This is a genomic window from Pseudoduganella sp. UC29_71 (genome assembly GCF_042693265.1).
Classification (GTDB): domain Bacteria; phylum Pseudomonadota; class Gammaproteobacteria; order Burkholderiales; family Burkholderiaceae_D; genus Rugamonas.
Window position 1 is genome coordinate 3,670,986 of record NZ_CP170549.1, and the last position, 16,894, is coordinate 3,687,879.

Annotated in this window: 18 protein-coding genes, 2 tRNA genes and 1 pseudogene; 7 read left to right on the top strand and 14 right to left on the bottom strand. The window is 63.4% G+C overall.

The annotated features are described in order from the left end of the window. Window positions 1-6: 6 nt before the first annotated feature. From ACFJI2_RS16130 to ACFJI2_RS16140, 3 genes are all read left to right on the top strand, one after another. On the top strand, window positions 7-201 hold the full coding sequence (locus ACFJI2_RS16130; RefSeq protein ID WP_377700944.1) for a hypothetical protein: 195 nt from the start codon (window positions 7-9) through the stop codon (window positions 199-201). A 71-nt stretch (window positions 202-272) separates the two neighbouring features. Then, window positions 273-812, top strand: coding sequence for a phasin family protein (locus ACFJI2_RS16135; protein ID WP_107870425.1), 540 nt, complete (start codon window positions 273-275; stop codon window positions 810-812). Between the two features lie 86 nt (window positions 813-898). Next, window positions 899-2,542, top strand: a complete 1,644-nt coding sequence (locus ACFJI2_RS16140) for a VRR-NUC domain-containing protein (RefSeq protein WP_377700945.1) — start codon at window positions 899-901, stop codon at window positions 2,540-2,542. Between the two features lie 125 nt (window positions 2,543-2,667). Here ACFJI2_RS16140 and ACFJI2_RS16145 read toward each other — a convergent pair whose 3' ends face one another. Continuing rightward, complete coding sequence (locus tag ACFJI2_RS16145; RefSeq protein ID WP_377705935.1) at window positions 2,668-3,084, bottom strand: hypothetical protein; 417 nt, start codon at window positions 3,082-3,084, stop codon at window positions 2,668-2,670. Here ACFJI2_RS16145 and ACFJI2_RS16150 point away from each other — a divergent pair. Then, window positions 2,992-4,903, top strand: a pseudogene (locus tag ACFJI2_RS16150) (ATP-dependent DNA helicase). The gene ACFJI2_RS16145 and the pseudogene ACFJI2_RS16150 sit on opposite strands and share 93 nt — an antisense overlap. Here ACFJI2_RS16150 and ACFJI2_RS16155 read toward each other — a convergent pair. The 8 genes from ACFJI2_RS16155 to ACFJI2_RS16190 all read right to left on the bottom strand — a co-directional run bounded on the left by ACFJI2_RS16155 (window position 4,878) and on the right by ACFJI2_RS16190 (window position 10,127). After that, window positions 4,878-5,036, bottom strand: a complete 159-nt coding sequence (locus tag ACFJI2_RS16155; RefSeq protein ID WP_377700946.1) for a hypothetical protein — start codon at window positions 5,034-5,036, stop codon at window positions 4,878-4,880. The pseudogene ACFJI2_RS16150 and the gene ACFJI2_RS16155 sit on opposite strands and share 26 nt — an antisense overlap. Then, window positions 5,003-5,662 (bottom strand): hypothetical protein, encoded by a 660-nt coding sequence (locus tag ACFJI2_RS16160; protein WP_377700947.1) that lies wholly within the window; start codon window positions 5,660-5,662, stop codon window positions 5,003-5,005. The genes ACFJI2_RS16155 and ACFJI2_RS16160 overlap by 34 nt, the downstream gene beginning before the upstream one ends. Further along, window positions 5,659-6,411 (bottom strand): LytR/AlgR family response regulator transcription factor, encoded by a 753-nt coding sequence (locus ACFJI2_RS16165; RefSeq protein ID WP_377700948.1) that lies wholly within the window; start codon window positions 6,409-6,411, stop codon window positions 5,659-5,661. The genes ACFJI2_RS16160 and ACFJI2_RS16165 overlap by 4 nt, the downstream gene beginning before the upstream one ends. 2 nt (window positions 6,412-6,413) lie before the next feature. Beyond that, window positions 6,414-7,487: a sensor histidine kinase gene (locus ACFJI2_RS16170; protein WP_377700950.1), complete on the bottom strand. Its 1,074-nt coding sequence runs from the start codon at window positions 7,485-7,487 to the stop codon at window positions 6,414-6,416. Between the two features lie 15 nt (window positions 7,488-7,502). Beyond that, window positions 7,503-8,237, bottom strand: coding sequence for a LiaI-LiaF-like domain-containing protein (locus ACFJI2_RS16175; RefSeq protein ID WP_377700951.1), 735 nt, complete (start codon window positions 8,235-8,237; stop codon window positions 7,503-7,505). Then, window positions 8,227-8,601, bottom strand: a complete 375-nt coding sequence (locus ACFJI2_RS16180) for a LiaI-LiaF-like domain-containing protein (protein WP_132137441.1) — start codon at window positions 8,599-8,601, stop codon at window positions 8,227-8,229. Before ACFJI2_RS16180 ends, ACFJI2_RS16175 begins: the two co-directional genes overlap by 11 nt. 196 nt (window positions 8,602-8,797) lie before the next feature. Continuing rightward, window positions 8,798-8,959, bottom strand: coding sequence for a hypothetical protein (locus tag ACFJI2_RS16185; protein WP_181260071.1), 162 nt, complete (start codon window positions 8,957-8,959; stop codon window positions 8,798-8,800). Between the two features lie 286 nt (window positions 8,960-9,245). Next, a complete protein-coding gene (locus ACFJI2_RS16190) occupies window positions 9,246-10,127 on the bottom strand; it encodes a LysR substrate-binding domain-containing protein (protein WP_377700952.1) in 882 nt (293 codons plus the stop codon). Window positions 10,128-10,301: 174 nt separating this feature from the next. On the opposite strand from ACFJI2_RS16190, the gene ACFJI2_RS16195 reads away from it, so the two are divergent. The 3 genes from ACFJI2_RS16195 (at window position 10,302) to ACFJI2_RS16205 (ending at window position 13,435) form a co-directional block, all read left to right on the top strand. Further along, window positions 10,302-11,348, top strand: a complete 1,047-nt coding sequence (locus tag ACFJI2_RS16195) for a type II asparaginase (RefSeq protein WP_377705852.1) — start codon at window positions 10,302-10,304, stop codon at window positions 11,346-11,348. A gap of 52 nt (window positions 11,349-11,400) precedes the next feature. Beyond that, window positions 11,401-12,135, top strand: coding sequence for a substrate-binding periplasmic protein (locus ACFJI2_RS16200; RefSeq protein WP_377700953.1), 735 nt, complete (start codon window positions 11,401-11,403; stop codon window positions 12,133-12,135). 178 nt (window positions 12,136-12,313) lie between these two features. Continuing rightward, on the top strand, window positions 12,314-13,435 hold the full coding sequence (locus ACFJI2_RS16205) for a hypothetical protein (protein ID WP_377700954.1): 1,122 nt from the start codon (window positions 12,314-12,316) through the stop codon (window positions 13,433-13,435). Here the strand turns inward: ACFJI2_RS16205 and ACFJI2_RS16210 are convergent. From ACFJI2_RS16210 to folP, 5 genes are all read right to left on the bottom strand, one after another. Beyond that, window positions 13,421-14,293, bottom strand: a complete 873-nt coding sequence (locus ACFJI2_RS16210; RefSeq protein WP_377700955.1) for a hypothetical protein — start codon at window positions 14,291-14,293, stop codon at window positions 13,421-13,423. The genes ACFJI2_RS16205 and ACFJI2_RS16210 overlap by 15 nt on opposite strands. A 91-nt stretch (window positions 14,294-14,384) precedes the next feature. Next, a tRNA-Arg gene (locus tag ACFJI2_RS16215) sits at window positions 14,385-14,461 on the bottom strand. 81 nt (window positions 14,462-14,542) lie between these two features. After that, window positions 14,543-14,619 (bottom strand) — tRNA-Pro (locus ACFJI2_RS16220). 56 nt (window positions 14,620-14,675) lie between these two features. After that, the gene (glmM, locus tag ACFJI2_RS16225; RefSeq protein ID WP_377700956.1) at window positions 14,676-16,025 is read right to left on the bottom strand and encodes a phosphoglucosamine mutase; all 1,350 of its coding nucleotides are present in this window, start codon (window positions 16,023-16,025) and stop codon (window positions 14,676-14,678) included. A 17-nt stretch (window positions 16,026-16,042) separates the two neighbouring features. Continuing rightward, window positions 16,043-16,876 carry a dihydropteroate synthase gene (gene folP, locus ACFJI2_RS16230; RefSeq protein WP_377700957.1) on the bottom strand — a complete coding sequence of 278 codons (834 nt, stop codon included), beginning with the start codon at window positions 16,874-16,876 and terminating at the stop codon, window positions 16,043-16,045. Between the last annotated feature and the right edge of the window lie 18 nt (window positions 16,877-16,894).

Here is a 16,894-nt window from a genome sequence, read left to right on the forward strand (position 1 = left end):
CGTCCCATGAAAAGACTGATCGCCTCCGTGCTGCTGCTGTGCAGCACCGCCCTGAATGCCGCGCCCGCCCCGTTTTACTGGTGGGTGAGCAAAGTGGACGGCTCGCGCGTATGCGCGCAAGGCCCGCTGGGCGCGGGCTGGGAACGGGTGGAGCGCCCCTACAAAGATAGCCGTTGCGAAAAATTAGCGTTTGCCAAATAATGGGGCCATAACAATACGCCCTGATGCAGGCCGGTAAGTAGTAGTTCTATTCCCATCACCGAGGAGAACGAATGTTTACGAGTCCAGAGCAGTTCGCAGCCACCACCAAGGCACTGTTTGAATTCCAGCTAGAAACCTTCAACACGCTGACCACGAAAGCGGTGCAAGGCGTGGAGCAGGTGGTGGCGCTGAATATGGCGACCGCGAAGACCAGCGTGGAGGAGCAACTGGCCGCCGGCAAGGAAATCAGCGTGGCGCGCGACCCGAAAGCCGTGCTGGCCGTGGCCGCAGCCAAGGTCCAGCCCGGCATCGCCAACGCCGCCGCCTACAACGAGCAGCTGGGCGGCATCATCGCCGAGATCCGCGAGGAATTCACCCGCGCCGCCGACGCCCATATGACCGAAGCAAAAAGCACGCTGAGCGCGCTGATCTGCGACGTCACCAAGAATGTGCGCCCCGGTTCGGAAAACGCGGTGCAGATCGTCAAGCAAGCCATCGACAATGCCTTCGCAGGCTATGAGCAGGTGACCAATGCCACGCGCCAGGCTGTCGCCAACGTGGAGGCGCAAATTGCCAAAGCCGCCGCCACCGTGACGCCAACGCAGAAATAAACCCCACGGGCCGGCCGGCGCCGCCGGTTGCTCCCGGCCCGGTAACGCGTTACACTGTATGAACATACAGTCCGCAGCGCGTTGCAATGATCAGAGTTCTGGAAAACGAGTTTTATTACCTGGATAACTTCCACCAGGTACTGCAGTGGATCGGCGAGCGCTACGACGACCTGCTCAATGCCGAGGAACGCGCCTTTCTCACCCAATTCCCCGCCCTGCCCCGCGCGTCGCGCGCGCTGTTCGTGCGCATGGTCATGCGCAAGGGCCAGCTGTTCCGCGCCAGCAAACTGGTGTACGCCGAAATCGGCTGCGCCCATGAAGCCGCGCGGCCGCTGGCCGAACTGGGCTGGATAGACGCCGACCCGGTGCTGACCTTGGACCAGTTGTTCGCGCTGCTGCAAAAGCCGGAAATCGTGCGCGTGTTCCAGCTGGCCGGGCATGAAAAGAGCGCCCGCAAGCCCGAGCAGCTGGAAGCGCTGCGCGAGCGCCACGACGGCGCGCACCGCTTTTCGGCCTGGTGCGGCGCGGCCTTCGACCATGTCTACCAGGTGCTGGCGCAGGAACTGTGCGACCGCCTGCGCCTTATCTTCTTCGGCAATTACCACCAGGACTGGTCCGAATTCGTGCTGTCCGACCTGGGCGTGTACAAATACGAAAAGGTGGAATTCTCGCCCTCCGCGCGCGGCTTCCGCAGCCGGCGCGACATCGACGACTACCTGGCCCTGCACCATTGCCGCGAACGGTTTGCCGAAGGCGAGCCGCCGCGGGACGTGCTGCGCGACCTGCCGCCCGCCACAAGCGGCAACGAATGGCTCAACAGCCGGCGCGACAAGCTGCTGTTCCAGATGGCGCAGCACCTGGAAAAACAGCAGGACTGGGACGGCGCGCACGCCATCTACGCCGAAAGCGCCTATCCGGGCGCGCGTGCGCGCGCCATCCGCGTGCTGGAAAAGAGCGAGCGCTGCGGCGCCGCGCACACGCTGCTGCTGCAAGCCATGGCCCAGCCGGAGAGCGAGCACGAGCGCCAGCAGTTGCTGCGCATGCTGCCGCGCCTGAAGCGCAAGCTGGGCCATCCCAAGCCGGCGCGCGCGCAGCCGGCGCCGGTGGTGCGGCTGGACCTGTCGCTGCCGATGCCATCCGAGGACTGGTGGGTGGAAGGCGTGGTGCGCGACCACCTGACGCGCGAGGACGCGCCCGTCTACTACGTGGAAAACGCGCTGATCAACTCCCTGTTCGGCCTGCTGTGCTGGGACGCGGTCTTCACCAGCATCCCCGGCGCCTTCTTCCATCCCTTCCACCACGGTCCGGCCGACCTGCACAGTGCCGACTTCCACCGCCGCCGCGCCGCGCAGTTCGCGGCTTGCCTGGGCCAGCTGGACGATGGCAGCTACCTGGACACGATACGCCGCAACCTGGTGGCCAAGGATGGCATCCAGTCGCCCTTCGTGTTCTGGGGCGCGCTGGACGCGGAATTGGTGGAACTGGCGCTGGCCTGCATCCCGGCCGCGCACCTGAAGAAGTGGTTCGAGCGCATACTGCTGGACATCAAGGCCAACCGCAGCGGCTTCCCGGACCTGATCCAGTTCTGGCCGGCCGAGCGGCGCTATCACATGATCGAAGTGAAAGGCCCGGGCGACCGCCTGCAGGACAACCAGCTGCGCTGGATCAGCTACTGCGCCGAGCACCAGATGCCGATCACAGTGTGCTACCTGCAATGGGCGGACGCATGACGGCAAGCTACACGGTCGCCGTGCGCGCACTGTGCGAGTTCACCGCCAAGGCGGGCGACCTCGATCTGCGCTTTACGCCCACGCCCACCGCGCAGGAAGGCATCGCCGGCCATGCGCTGGTGGCGTCACGGCGCGGCGACAGCTACGAGAAGGAAGTAAGCCTGTCCGGCACTTTCGGCCCGCTGCACGTGCGCGGCCGCGCGGACGGCTACGACCCGCAGCAAAACCAGCTGGAGGAAATCAAGACCTTCCGCGGCGACCTGGCGCGCATGCCGGACAACCACCGCCAGCTGCACTGGGCGCAGCTGAAGATTTACGGCCATCTGCTGTGCCTCGCGCGCGGGCTGACGTCGGTGCGGCTGGCACTGGTGTACTTCGACGTGGGCAGCCAGAAGGAGACGCTGCTCACAGAGAACGCCGACGCGGACAGCCTGCGTACCTTCTTTGAACTGCATTGCGGCCGTTTCCTCGCCTGGGCCGAGCAGGAGATGGCGCACCGCGCGCAGCGCGACGCCGAACTGAAGGCGATGCGCTTCCCGCACGCGGACTTCCGGCCCGGCCAGCGCCAGCTGGCGGAAGCCATGTACAAGGCCAGCACGCGCGCCTGCTCGCTGCTGGCGCAGGCGCCCACCGGCATCGGCAAGACGGTGGGCAGCCTATTCCCGCTGCTGAAGGCAAGCGCGGAGCACAAGCTGGACAAGGTGTTCTTCCTGGCCGCGAAGACCTCCGGCCGCCGCATGGCGCTGGACGCGGTGGAGACCATCCGTGCGTCCGCGCCGCTGCTGCCGCTGCGCGCGCTGGAGCTGGTGGCACGCGATACGGCGTGCGAGCATCCGGACAAAGCCTGCCATGGCGAATCGTGCCCGCTGGCGCAGGGCTTCTACGACCGCCTGCCTGCTGCCCGCAGCGCGGCTCTCGCCGCCTGCGGCAGGCCCGCTCCCGGCGCCGTCCAGGCCGAGGCAGGGGACGCAGGGGACGCAGCCCAGCACGCTGCGGCGCCCGTGCTCGACAAGGCCGCCGTGCGCGAGATCGCGCTGGCGCACCAGGTCTGCCCCTACTACCTCGGCACCGAACTGGCGCGCTGGGCGGACGTGGTGGTGGGCGACTACAACTACTACTTCGACATCAGCGCCATGCTCTACAGCCTGACGCTGCAAAACGACTGGAAGATCAGCGTGCTGGCGGACGAGGCGCACAATATGGTGTCGCGCGCGCGCAAGATGTACTCGGCCGAACTGGAACACGCCGGCCTGCGCATGCTGCGCAAAACGGCGCCCGAGACGCTGAAAAAGCCGCTCGACCGCGTGCACCGCCAGTGGTCCGCGCTGGAAAAGGAACAGCAGCAGAGCCACAGCAGCGAATACCAGGTCTACACCGAGCTGCCGGAAAAATTCATGAACGCGCTGCAGACGGCCGTTACCGCCATCGGCGAATACTACGCGGAGCACCCCGCCTACGTGGACGAAGAAGCTGCAGCGCTTCTATTTCGACGCCATGGGCTTCACGCGCCTGGCCGAGAGCTACGGCCAGCACTCGCTGTTCGACATCACCGTCAGCGGCGCCGGCACGCGCATCAACTCCGTGCTTTGCCTGCGCAACATCGTGCCCGCGCCGTTCCTGAAGCCGCGCTTCGACGCGGCGCATTCCACCGCACTGTTCTCGGCCACGCTCAGCCCGTGGAACTACTACTGCGACACGCTGGGCATGCCCGACAACACCGCTTGGGTGGACGTGGAATCGCCCTTCATTGCCGAGCAGCTGTCAGTGCGCGTGGCCGGCCACATCTCCACCCGCTACCAGCACCGCGAACGCTCGCTGGCGCCGATAGCGGAACTGATGGGCGAACAGTACCAACGCCAACCCGGCAACTACCTGGCATTTTTCAGCAGCTTCGACTACATGGAAAAGGCGGCCACGCTGTTCGCCGAAAAGCATCCCGGCGTGCCGGTGTGGCTGCAGACGCGGCGCATGGACGAGGCGGGCCGCGAGCAGTTCCTGGCGCGCTTCAGCGCCGAGAGCAGCGGCATCGGCTTCGCGGTGCTGGGCGGCTCCTTCGGCGAAGGCATCGACCTGCCGGGTGCGCGCCTGATTGGCGCCTTCATTGCCACGCTGGGCCTGCCGCAGCTCAATCCGGTGAACGAACAGATCCGCCAGCGCATGGACGCCATCTTCGGTTCCGGCTACGACTACACCTACACCTATCCCGGCATGCAAAAGATCGTGCAGGCGGCCGGACGCGTGATCCGCACCGAGACCGACCGGGGCACGGTCTACCTGATCGACGACCGCTACGCGCGGCCGGAGATCCAGGCGCTACTGCCGTCGTGGTGGAGCATCAGCAGCGCGCAGCCCAGGCAGTGAGTTCGCGGGCGCGCTTGCGCACGGTGATGACGGCGCTGCCGCCACGGTCGCTGGCGTAGGTCAGCTGGTAGAACTGGTCGGGCGTGACGTCGATGGCGGTCAGCTGGAATTTGTGGGCGCGCTGCGGGCGCACTGCGTGTTGCCGGCGAAAAGCAGGCGCGCGCCTTGCAGCAGCGTGCCTTGCTGTTCCAGCACGGTGACGATGTCGCGGTCGCCCAGCGGCTGCTTCAGGTGCACGCGCTGGGGCGACACGCCGCAGTCGGATGAGCGGTCCAGCCACACGTATTTGCGCTGCCGGCCGCTCTCGCTCCAGCGCTGCGCTTTCGGGTCATAGTCAAAGCCATCGCTCTGCACCAGGCACAGGCGCCATGCGGCGCGCTGCGGCGCGCGCTCGGCCCATGCCGTCACGCTCCAATCGCGCGCGCCCTCGGCACGCTGAACCTCGTAGGACGTTTTCGGCGCGGGGCCGCCACCTGCTGCTGCGGCACGCTGGCCAAACCAGCTTTCAAAGGACTTGATTTCCGCCTCGGTGGCCGCGCGCGTTTCCGCAGCGGCGGGCTGGCGCGCCCTGTCCTGCGCCCTGTCCTGCGCCCTGTCCGGCGCCTTTCCTGGCGCCGCTCCCTGCGCCGCACCGCAGCAGCCCGCCGCCAGCGCCAACGCCAGCCCCAAGGCAAGGGCCGAGGCCGGCCCCGGGGCCGGAGGCCGCAGACGCGGCTGCGGCCAAGGCGCCGCCACCGGGATGTCGGTCAGCCTGTTCATTGGATCACGCTGCGCACTTTCTGGTAGCCGCTGCGGCTGATCGGCAGCTTGGTGCCGTCCTTCAGCACGGCCACGTGGCTATCCTTGCCGGCCTGCTCGATGCGGCTCATGCATTCGATATTGAGCAGGTAGGAACGATGGATGCGCAGGAACTTGTCCGCCTCCAGCTGGCGCTCCAGGTCCGACAGGCGCTGGTTCTTCAGATAGGACTTGCCCTCGGTGCGGATCTGCACGTAATCGTCCTGCGCCTCGATATAGTCGATCTTCCCGGCCGCGATCACATGCACCCTGGCGCCGTCGCGTATCAGCACCCGACCCAGCGGCCCCTTGCGCGCCGCCGCGTCGCGCACCACTTCCTGCACGCCCTCCTGCGCCGGTGGCTGCGCGGGGTCCGCCTTGCCGATACTGGCGCGCGCGTGGGCCAGTGCCTGGTCGAAACGCTGCTGGCTGAAGGGCTTGAGCAGATAGTCCAGCGCATGATACTCGAAGGCCTTGATGGCGTACTGGTCAAACGCAGTGGCGAACATGAAGCGGCATTTGCCCGCCGCCAGCTCGGCCACTTCAAAGCCATCCAGCTTGGGCATCTGGATGTCCAGTATCGCCAGGTCCGGCTCCAGTTCGGTGATCGCCTTCACGGCCTCGAAACCGTTGGCGCATTCGGCCACCACTTCCACGTCCGCGTGCTCGGCCAGGTATTCCCGCACGACGCCGCGCGCCAGTGCCTCGTCGTCCACAATGATAATGCGCATAGCTATCCTTCCTTGATCTCTGCCGGCATGGTGATCGCCACATTGAATACCGCGCCTTCGCGCGCCCAGCGTATGCTCGCCTCGTGTCCGTAGGCGCAGGCCAGGCGCTGGCGCACGTTGGCCAGGCCGATGCCATTGCCTTCCAGGCCATCCGCTCCATCGTCCTCATCCACCGCGTTCTCCACGCCGATGTGCAGCAGCGAGCCGGCGCGCCGTGCCGATACTTTAATCCAGCCGCCCTCAGGCAACTGCGCGATGCCGTGCTTGATGGCGTTCTCCACCAGCGGCTGGATCATCATCGGCGGCACCAGGCAATCGCCGGCGCCTTCCTGCACATCGTCCTGCAGCGCCAGCCGTTCGCCGAAGCGCACTTTTTCGATCGCCAGGAAATGGCGTATCAGCGCCATCTCCTGTTCCAGCGCCACTTTCTTGTGCGCTTCCATGCTCAGGCTCTGGCGGAAAAAGCCCGCCAGCTGCAAGGTCATCTCGCGCGCGCCCTTCGGGTTCTGCGATGTCAGCGCGCTAATCGAGTTCAGGCTGTTGAACAGGAAATGCGGATCGATTTGCGTGCGCAGCATGCGCAGTTCGGCGTCCTGCGCCATCAGGCGCGATTCGAGTTCGCGGTGTTCGGCGACGCGCGCCCTGTCGAATTCCGTCACGAGGTAGTTGATGGCGGCCAGCAGGCCATACAGCAGCATGCCCAGGCCGAAGATCAGGATCGCCAGCTGCGGCCTGAAGGGCACGCCGGCCCACGGCACGCCCGGCAGCAGGCAGGCTTCGTTCCAGCCGCGCACGACGGCGTTCCACAGCAGCGTGGAGACGATGGCGGCGGCGCTCAGCGCCAGCAGCACGTTGGCGGCGCCGCGCTCGGCCAGCGGGTAGGCCCGGCACAAGTAATAAGCGGAGAAACCGGCGCTGACGGCATACACCAGCGTGACCGGGATGGCAAAGAGCATCGCATTGGGCCAGGGTGCGTCCTCCACCGCCACAGTGACGCCGCCCAGCGCCGCGCCCAGGAACAGCCAGGCTAGCAGATAGAGCGCGGCGCCGCGGCGGCTGGAGATCAGGCCTTGCATCGTTGCGGCGCCCCTTTAGTTGCGCACTTCCAGGCCGCCCATGATGGCGTAGCCCCGGACGATCAGGCGCTTGCCCGCGTCCCGGTTGGGGAGAGTCTTCTCGCTGAAGCCGCCAAGCAAAGGCGTGCCCTGCAGGCTGACGGTCCAGTCGTCCGGCACCTTGATCTCGATGCCGCCGCACAAGGCAAACACGTTCAGCACGGCCCCGCCCTGCATCGACGCATGCCGCAGGTCCAGCTGGCAGCCGCCCATGATGGCCGTCACTTCGCCGCCACGGAAATCGCTGGTGGTGATGCGGCGCTCCATGCCGCCCAGGATGGCGGTAACGTTGATGACGCTGTCGTCGCCGGCATGGCCGTCGTGCCCGTCCATCTTGTCCAGCTTGCCCAGTTTGTCGTAGGACTGCCCGGGTTTGCGGTAATAGTTGGACTTGAAGATCACCAGCAAGCCCACCGCGATCAGCAGCAGCGGCCCCAGCGTGCGCCAGCCGATATGCAGCAGGCCGGTGCTTTTCAAAATCAGCGTGGCGCCAAAGGCGATCAGCACGCCGCCGACGACCCTGCTGCGGGTGTCGCTGCTTTGCGAAAGCTTCAGCGCGCCGGCCAGTATCAGCAGCACCGGCCAGAACTGCAGCGTGTAATCGAAGTCGAGGATGCCAAGATTTTCGAGCAGGAACAAGCAGCCCAGGGCAATCACCGCCACGCCTATCAGGACCTGGCCCACGCCATGTTGTGGACGCCTATTTTCCATCGTAATGCTCCTTGTTCGATTCGAAGTAATTGTGCAGCACCGGCTTGAGCACCAGCGTCACGCCCCACATGATCAGCAGCAGCGGCCAGCTGTTGCCGAAGGTCAGTCCCCAGACATGCTCGAAAGCGCAGTAGAACCAGGCGCCGAAGAAAATGTGCGACAGGCCGTCCAGCACCAGCTTGACATTGGTCGGCGGCACCAGGTTGCTGATGCCGGCCACCACCAGCAGCACCGGCCAGTAGCGCCAGATGGTGCCCAGGTGCAGCGCACCGGACCGGTCCAGCAAGAAGGCCACGCCGGCGCCGGTGAGGATAATGCCCCAGGTTAGCTGTTTGCGCCAGTTTTGCTCGTTCTCGTTGCTCATTGCCGCCTCCGTGTGAATGTGTGACGTAACAATACGGGGGAAGCGCGCACGGCGATACCGCCATTCGGTTAATGGCGGGCCGGCGTCGGTGAATGACGCTGTTTTCAGCGAATGGCGGTGCGGGGGCGGAGAATGCGGCAAAAGAAAAGGGTCCGGACCTTGCGGTGCGAACCCTGGGCGGCGCTGCGGCGACGTTTCATACCCGGTCGCCTGTGCTCATTTTCTGGTCATACATCATCAGGCCCCAGCCTAGCTGGCGGCGGATTTCCTCCGGGGTGGGAGGAGGTTTGACTTCCTGCGAGCGGCGTTCGAGATACTCGCGGACCACGTACTTCGATGGATGGTTTGCCTGCGTCATGATGGCCTCCGTATGTCTGTCTGCAATTCGGTCCGGCGCTGCCGTAACCGGCTCACTACTTTGGAATTGGTGCCGGTACTCGAGGCGGCCGGCTAACCTGCGGAGGAGCGTTTGCGCTGCGCTTTTTTCGCGGCGCCCTGCATCAATCACGCAAGTTCATATTATTCCTGTAGCGCGCTGCAGACCGTACGTTAACGCACACTTTGCGCGCCGATTCTTTGAGATAGGTCAAAACCCTGTAGGACTAAGCGCTGTAAGGGCTAGTGCAAATTCTTACAGACGATTTTCAGAGCTTTTTTTGCAGGAATTCGAGGAAGCAGCTGATACGTTGCGAGAGCTGCGTGTTGCGGTAATAGACCGCGTGGATCTGCTGGTGGAAGCCGGTGGAATGCGCTTCCAGCAGCTTCACCAGGCGGCCGGCGGCGATGTCGGCGCGCGTCATGAAATCGGACAAGCAGACAATGCCCTGACCTGCCAGCGCGAGCTGGCGCAAGGTCTCGCCGCTGGATGCGGCCAGGGCCGGCGTCACCTGCAAGCTGTTGCCGGCCGCGTGGCGCAGCGGCCAGACGTTGCCCAGCTCGTACTGCGCAAAGCCGAGCAGCTCATGCTGCGCCAATTCCTCCGGCGTGGAGGGCGTGCCGTGCCGTTCGAGATAGCCGGGACTGGCCAGCACATGCAGCGGACTGGAGCTGAGCGCGCGTGCATGCAGGGTGGAATCGCTCAGCGTGCCGATGCGGATGGCGATATCGGTGCGGTGCTCGATCAGGTCGGCAATCTGGTCGTTGCTGGTCAGTTCCAGGCGGATGTCCGGGTACATGGCGCGGAACTCGGCCACGTGTGGCACCACGCAATGCAGCATGAAGGGCGACGCGGCATCGACGCACAGGCGGCCGGCCGGCTTCTGGCGCCGGATGCGGATGGTTTCCTCGGCCTCCTCCATCGCGGCCAGGATGGCCCGCGCCTGCTCCAGGAACAGCTGGCCTTCCTCGGTCAGCTCCATGCGGCGCGTGGTGCGGGTCAGCAGCGTGGTGGCCAGCTTCTCCTCCAGCCGCGACAGCGCGCGGCTCACACCCGAGGTAGTCTGCCCCAGATGTACCGAAGCGGCGCTGAGCGTGCCGCTGTCGATCACGGCAACGAAGATCTTCAGGTCGTCCGAATTGATATCCATGCCGGATTATAGACCGCACACATGGCATTGTTGAATTTAGGAACCGCCAGACGACAATCCTGAAAAACTGACAACATACGGCGAGATTTGTTACCATCGCCGCTCGTCAGCTTTAACAGGAGAGAAAAAATGCTGCAACAAAAGACGGCTCAATTCATGGCCGCTGTAGTTGGTATGTTCATCATTGCCACCGCCCAGGTCCATGCCCAGGACGCGGCCAAGGCCCCCAAGCTTGCCAACGTGACCATACTGGCCACCGGCGGCACCATCGCCGGCAGCGGCGCCACGTCCACCACCACGGTCGGCTACACCGCCGCCACGGTGGGCGTACAGCAGCTGATCAAGGCCGTGCCGGAATTGGCCAAAGTGGCCAATGTTAACGGCGAGCAAGTATTCCAGATCGCCAGCGAGAGCATGACCAACGACCATTGGCTGACGCTGGCCAAGCGCGTCAACACCCTGCTGGCCCAGAACAATGTCGACGGCGTCGTTATCACCCACGGCACCGACACGCTGGAAGAGACCGCCTACTTCCTGAACCTGGTGGTCAAGAGCCGTAAGCCGGTCGTGCTGGTCGGCGCCATGCGCCCATCGACCGCCATGTCGGCCGATGGGCCGATCAACCTGTACAACGCAGTGCTGCTGGCAGCCGATCCATCCGCCGCCGGCAAAGGCGTACTGGTGGCCATGGGCGACCAGATCCACGGCGCGCGCGACGTGAGCAAGACCAACACGTCCACGCCGGATGCGTTCAAGACCACCGAACTGGGCATGCTGGGCTATATCCAGGGCAGCAAGCCCTACTTCTACCATGTGACCACCCGCAAGCACACGGCTGACACCGAGTTCGATATCGCCAACCTGAGCGCGCTGCCGCAAGTGGACATCGTCTACGGCTACGCCAACATGAACACCGTGGCGCTGGACGCGTTCGTGGCCGCTGGTGCCAAGGGCATCATCCACGCCGGTACCGGCGACGGCAGCGTTGCCGCCAAGGTCAAACCTGGCCTGGTTGCGGCGCGCAAAGGCGGCGCCATCATCGTGCGCGCCAGCCGCGTCGGCCAGGGTATCCTGGCACGTAACGGCGAAGCCAACGACGACGAACTGGACTTCGTTGTGTCGGACACGCTGAGCCCGCAAAAAGCACGTATCCTGCTGATGCTGGGCCTGACCAAGACCAATAGCACCAAAGAACTGCAGCGCATGTTCTACACTTACTAAGACAGAGCTGCATTGAAGACATAAGGCCTTCCTTGCGGAAGGCCTTTTTATTATGAAACACCCGTCCCTTTTTCTTATCAGCCTCCTGTTCGGCCAGCCTTGTCTGGCCGAAGACCTGGTTTTCGGCGTTTCCACCGGCAGCGCCATGCCGATGACGGAATTCCGCAACGGCGCGCTGACAGCCGGGCTATTAAAAGATTTCGGTGATGCACTGGCACGCCAATTACAGGCCACGCCGCGTTATATTACCTTTCCCCGCAAGCGGGTCGAATCTGCATTGGTTGCGCACCAGGTTGATCTGATCTGCGATTTGCGCCCTGAATGGCTGGACCATAAAGACTGGCATTGGACCGATACCGTCTTCACCAACAATATGACCGTAGCCAGCCGCAAAGATACGCCACCGGTTTCGCAGCTGGACGTCCTGGCGAATATTCGCGTAGGCACTTTGCTCGGATACCGGTATCAGGAAATCGAATATATCCTCGGCAAAGCCTTCTTGCGCGACGAAGCACTGACGGACGATAACAATCTCAGCAAATTGCTGACGCGCCGTTTTGATTACATGCTGACCAATTCCCTGTATTTCGACTATCAGCGCAAGGCGCATCCCGAGCGCGAACAATTGAATGACGTCTCTTTTAAAATCACCTCGTTTGATACCTACTGCGCGCTGGCCCCGCAAGGCAAGTGGCCGGCAGCGAAAGTGAACCGCGCCATTCAGGCAATGAAGAGCCGGGGCGACATCCAGGCCATGCACTCCCGTTACCGGCCGGCATCGAATTAAGGCATCCGGCCCCGCTAGCCGCCTGACTGCGGCGAAACCATGCCAGATGTTGGCTTACTCACACCAGTTTCGGGCACGATATGCGAGCGGCCTGCCCTGGCGAGCAACAGCCCGCCGCCATTCCTTGACACCAGCGGCGCCAGTGATACCATGAAGCAACACCCTCTCGAGTCCCGCCATGCTAACCCAGACCCAAACGGATTTCCATTCCCCAGTCCAGCACCGCGCATTATTCACCCCTTGGACCGACGTTATATTGCTGGGCGGCGGCTCGGTGATTGCATTGCTGATCTTTAAAGCGCTGCATCTGAATGCCGCAATAGTCGCCCAGCTCGCCATTGTAATGCTGGTTCTCGCCAATTTCGTCAACCACCCGCATTTCGCTTATTCCTATCAGTTATTCTACGGCTCATGGAAAGACGTTAAACATGGCGCCATGCCGGCCGATTTAACGCGCCGCTGGTGGCTGGCGGGCTTTATCGCGCCCGCCGCGCTGGCGTTGGGCTTGGCAATCGGCGCCATCCTGTGGCTCAACGGCTATCCGCTGGTATTGGGCATTGGTTTGAATTTGATGGGATTACTGGTGGGCTGGCATTATGTGAAACAAGGCTTCGGCATGGCCATGATGGACGCGGCATACAAAAAACGCTATTGGCCTGCCGCCACCCGCAAGGCATTGCTGATGAACGCCTATGCCTGCTGGGTTGCCGCGTGGGCCTTAGGGAACAGCACACAAATAGCGCGGGATTTATGGGGCGTGCTCGGTATCGCAATGAATGTTCCCGGCATTGTTGTCATTGCCGCGTGCATCACCGCCGCTGGCACAACAGCGTGGTGCGGGCTGGAAATATACCGGGCCATTAAACAATGGCACGCACAGCAATTGAATTGGAAACAGCTGCCGTTGGCCGGCCTGACGGCTTATCTGGTTACGTTGTACGTCTGGATGGGCTTGATCAGCCTGGACGCAGCGTTTGTGCTGACCATTCCATTTTTCCATTCGCTGCAATATTTAACGGTTATCGGCCGCTATAAGGCAAATGAAGCCAAAGCCGGCGGGTGGGGCAAGGGACAGTTGCTGAGTTTTGTCGTGACGGGGGCCGTGCTCGGCGCTATCGGCTTTTGGCTGCTCCCCGGCGCACTGGACTATGCGCGCACAGGCAAAGTGCCCCGACTCGGCGGCACCGCCCTGGCCGTCGCCTGCTGCTGGATCTTCATCAATGTGCACCACTACCTGATCGACAATGTGCTGTGGCGGCAGGGCAATCCGAAGGTGAAGAAGTACTTATTTGACGCCTGAGTTGGTATCAGGCACCGGCGCCATTGCTGGTTTGGCTGGCAAGATCTCGTTTTCCAGGCGCTTGGTCGCCGCGATTTGCTGAGCAAGGCTGTCTTTTAACATGCTGTAAAAGGAAAACTGCATACCGCCCAGTGCTACCATCAGCGTGATCGCAGTGGCGACAATCCAAGTCCGGGTGTCGCTTCTGAGTTCGTGCAGATCCGCCTTGGTGGCGAAGCGAGGGATGACTGCTTCGAATCGTTCCGCCAGCGCCCTCATCTCGCCTCGAGCTGTCTGCACATCCTCTTTTGTCGCCAGATGGGGCAAGACGGAATCCAGTTTCTGCCTTACCGCGCTCGCCTCCGCCTTGGCGGACTGAACGTCCTCTTTCGTCGCCAGATGGGGCAAGACGGAATCGAGTTTTTGCCTTACCGCAATCGCTTCGGCCTTGGCGGACTGAACGTCCTCTTTCGTCGCCAGATGGGGCAAGACGGAATCCAGCTTTTGCCTTACCGCAGTCGCTTCGGCCTTGGCGGATTGAACGTCCTCTTTCGTCGCCAGATGGGGCAGCACAGAATCCAGCTTTTGCCTTACCGCGCTCGCTTCAGCCTTGGCGGACTGAACGTCCTCTTTTGTCGCCAGATGGGGTAGCACGGAATCCAGCTTTTGCCTTGCTGCGCTCGCCGCTGCCTCGGCGGACTGAACGTCCTCTTTCGTCGCTAAATGCGGGAGTTCGGAATCGAGTTTTTGCTTTGCTGCGGCCAATTCCGTTTTCACGGACTGGACATCGCTGTGCGAGGCATAGTTTGAACGAATCACTTCAACCGCAATCTTCACTGCGGACAGGTCGCGTTCCCATGATTCGTCTCGCGCGTTCATGGTCCCATGGTCACGCCTGCGGGCGCCGATGTCAATCTGGACAGCAGGCTAACCTGCTTACGCTTGACCCTTGTCATCGTGCGCAGAGGAGTGGCCTGCCCAGCTGGGTTCGAACCAGCGACCCTCAGCTTAGAAGGCTGATGCTCTATCCAACTGAGCTATGGGCAGTCAGGGTAATTTTATGCCGGCAGAGAAGCTCTGCGGAAATGAAAAACGGGCTGTCTTTCGACAGCCCGTCTTAACAGTTCTTGGTCGGAGTACAAGGATTCGAACCTTGGACCCCCTGGTCCCAAACCAGGTGCGCTACCGGGCTGCGCTACACTCCGATGAACGTATTATAGGTGCTGGCCCCCTGTGGCGTCAATGCAGCGGAAGAAAAGTTTCAGGCCGCTAACTTCGCATCCACCTTGTCCGCAATGCGGCGCGCGCAGTTTTCGGCTGCGGCGGCGTCGCGCGCCTCCACCATCACGCGGATCAGCGGCTCGGTGCCAGAGGCGCGAATCAGCACGCGGCCACTGTCGCCCAGCTCGCGCTCGACGGCTTCCTTCTCGGCCACCATGGCAGGGTTCTTCTGCCAGTCGAAACCGGCCGGCACGCGCACATTGATCAGGGTCTGCGGGAACAGCACCAGCTCGGCGGCGCACTGCTCCAGCGATTTGCCGCTGCGCTTCAGCGCCGACAGCACTTGCAGCGCCGACACGATGCCGTCGCCCGTGGTGTGCTTGTCCAGCGCCAGCAGGTGGCCCGAGCCCTCGCCGCCCAGCAGCCAGCCGCGCTCCTGCATTACTTCCAGCACGTAGCGGTCGCCCACCTTGGCGCGCGCGAACGGAATGTTCTTTTCCCTGAACGCCACTTCCAGCGCCATATTCGTCATCAGCGTACCGACGGCGCCCTCCACCTGGCCGGTGGCGCAGCGGTCCATCACCATCACGTACAGCAGCTCGTCGCCGTTGTACAGGCGGCCCTTGGCGTCGCACATGATGAGCCGGTCGGCGTCGCCGTCCAGCGCGATGCCCAGGTCGGCCCCGTGCTCGACCACGGCGGCAGCCATGGCGGCCGGCGCCGTGGCGCCATGGCCGTCGTTGATGTTGTAGCCGGACGGCTTGTTGCCGATGGCGATCACTTCCGCGCCCAGTTCATGGAACACGTGCGGCGCGATGTTGTAGGCGGCGCCGTGGGCGCAGTCCACCACCACTTTCAGGCCGCGCAGGTCCAGCGCATTCGGGAAGGTGCTCTTGCAGAATTCGATGTAGCGGCCTTGCGCGTCGTCCAGCCGCTTGGCGCGGCCCAGCTTGTCCGGCGCCACGCACTCCATCGGCAGGTCCAGCTGGGCTTCAATGTCCTGCTCCACCGCATCGGGCAGCTTGGCGCCCTGGTCGGAGAAGAACTTGATGCCGTTGTCCTGGTAAGGATTGTGCGAGGCGGAGATCACCACGCCGGCCTGCAGGCGCAGCGCGCGCGTCAGGTAGGCGATGGCCGGGGTCGGCATCGGGCCGGCCAGCATCACGTCCACGCCGGCGGCCGCGAAGCCCGCCTCCAGCGCCGCTTCCAGCATGTAGCCGGAAATGCGGGTGTCTTTGCCGATCAGCACGGTCGAACGGGCCGAACCGCTCATGTTCTTGACCAGCACCTTGCCTGCGGCGTAGCCCAGGCGCATGACGAAGTCCGGGGTGATAGGGGCAACGCCCACCAGGCCGCGTACGCCGTCGGTTCCAAAATATTTACGTGCCATGTCAGTTCTCTTTATCGTTAGTTTGCCGCTTGCCACACTTTTAATGCATCCACGGTCTCTGCAACGTCGTGTACCCGTACTATCTGCGCGCCGTGCGCCACTGCCGCCAGCGCGCCGCCCAGGCTGCCCGCCATGCGCTGCTCGACCGGCTTGCCGGTCACCGCGCCTATCATGGACTTGCGCGACAGGCCCGCCAGCAGCGGCACACCCAGTTCGTCCACCAGCTGGCGGCCAGCCTTGATCAAAGCATAATTATGCTCGACTGTCTTGCCAAAGCCAAACCCTGGATCGATCCAGATGCGACGCCGCTCAATGCCGGCTTCGGTCAGGGCGGCGATGCGCGCCCGCAGGAAGTCCGCCACCTCGCGCACCACGTCGACGTATTCGGGCTGCTGCTGCATGGTGGCCGGGTCGCCACGCATGTGCATAATACACAACGCGCAGTCGCTGTCGCGCACGGCAGAGATGGCGCCCGGGGCCTGGAAAGCATTGATGTCGTTGATCATGTCCACGCCGGCCAGCACCGCTTCGCGCATGACGGCGGGCTTGTAGGTATCCACGGAAATGGCTTTGCCGCAGTCGCGCAGCGCATACACCACCGGCATCACGCGGCGCAGTTCGTCTTCCAGCGGCACGGCCGGGGCGCCGGGGCGGGTCGATTCGCCGCCGATGTCGATGATGTCCACGCCCTGCTCTATCATCTCTTCGGCGTGCGCGATGGCAAATTCCAGCGAAGCATGCTGGCCGCCGTCGGAAAAGGAATCGGGGGTGACGTTGAGGATGCCCATGACGAGGGCGCCCGCCGGATGCAGCGGGAGGTTGAAACGGCCGAACGGTATGGTCTGTCGCATAAAACGGGTAAAGGGCTC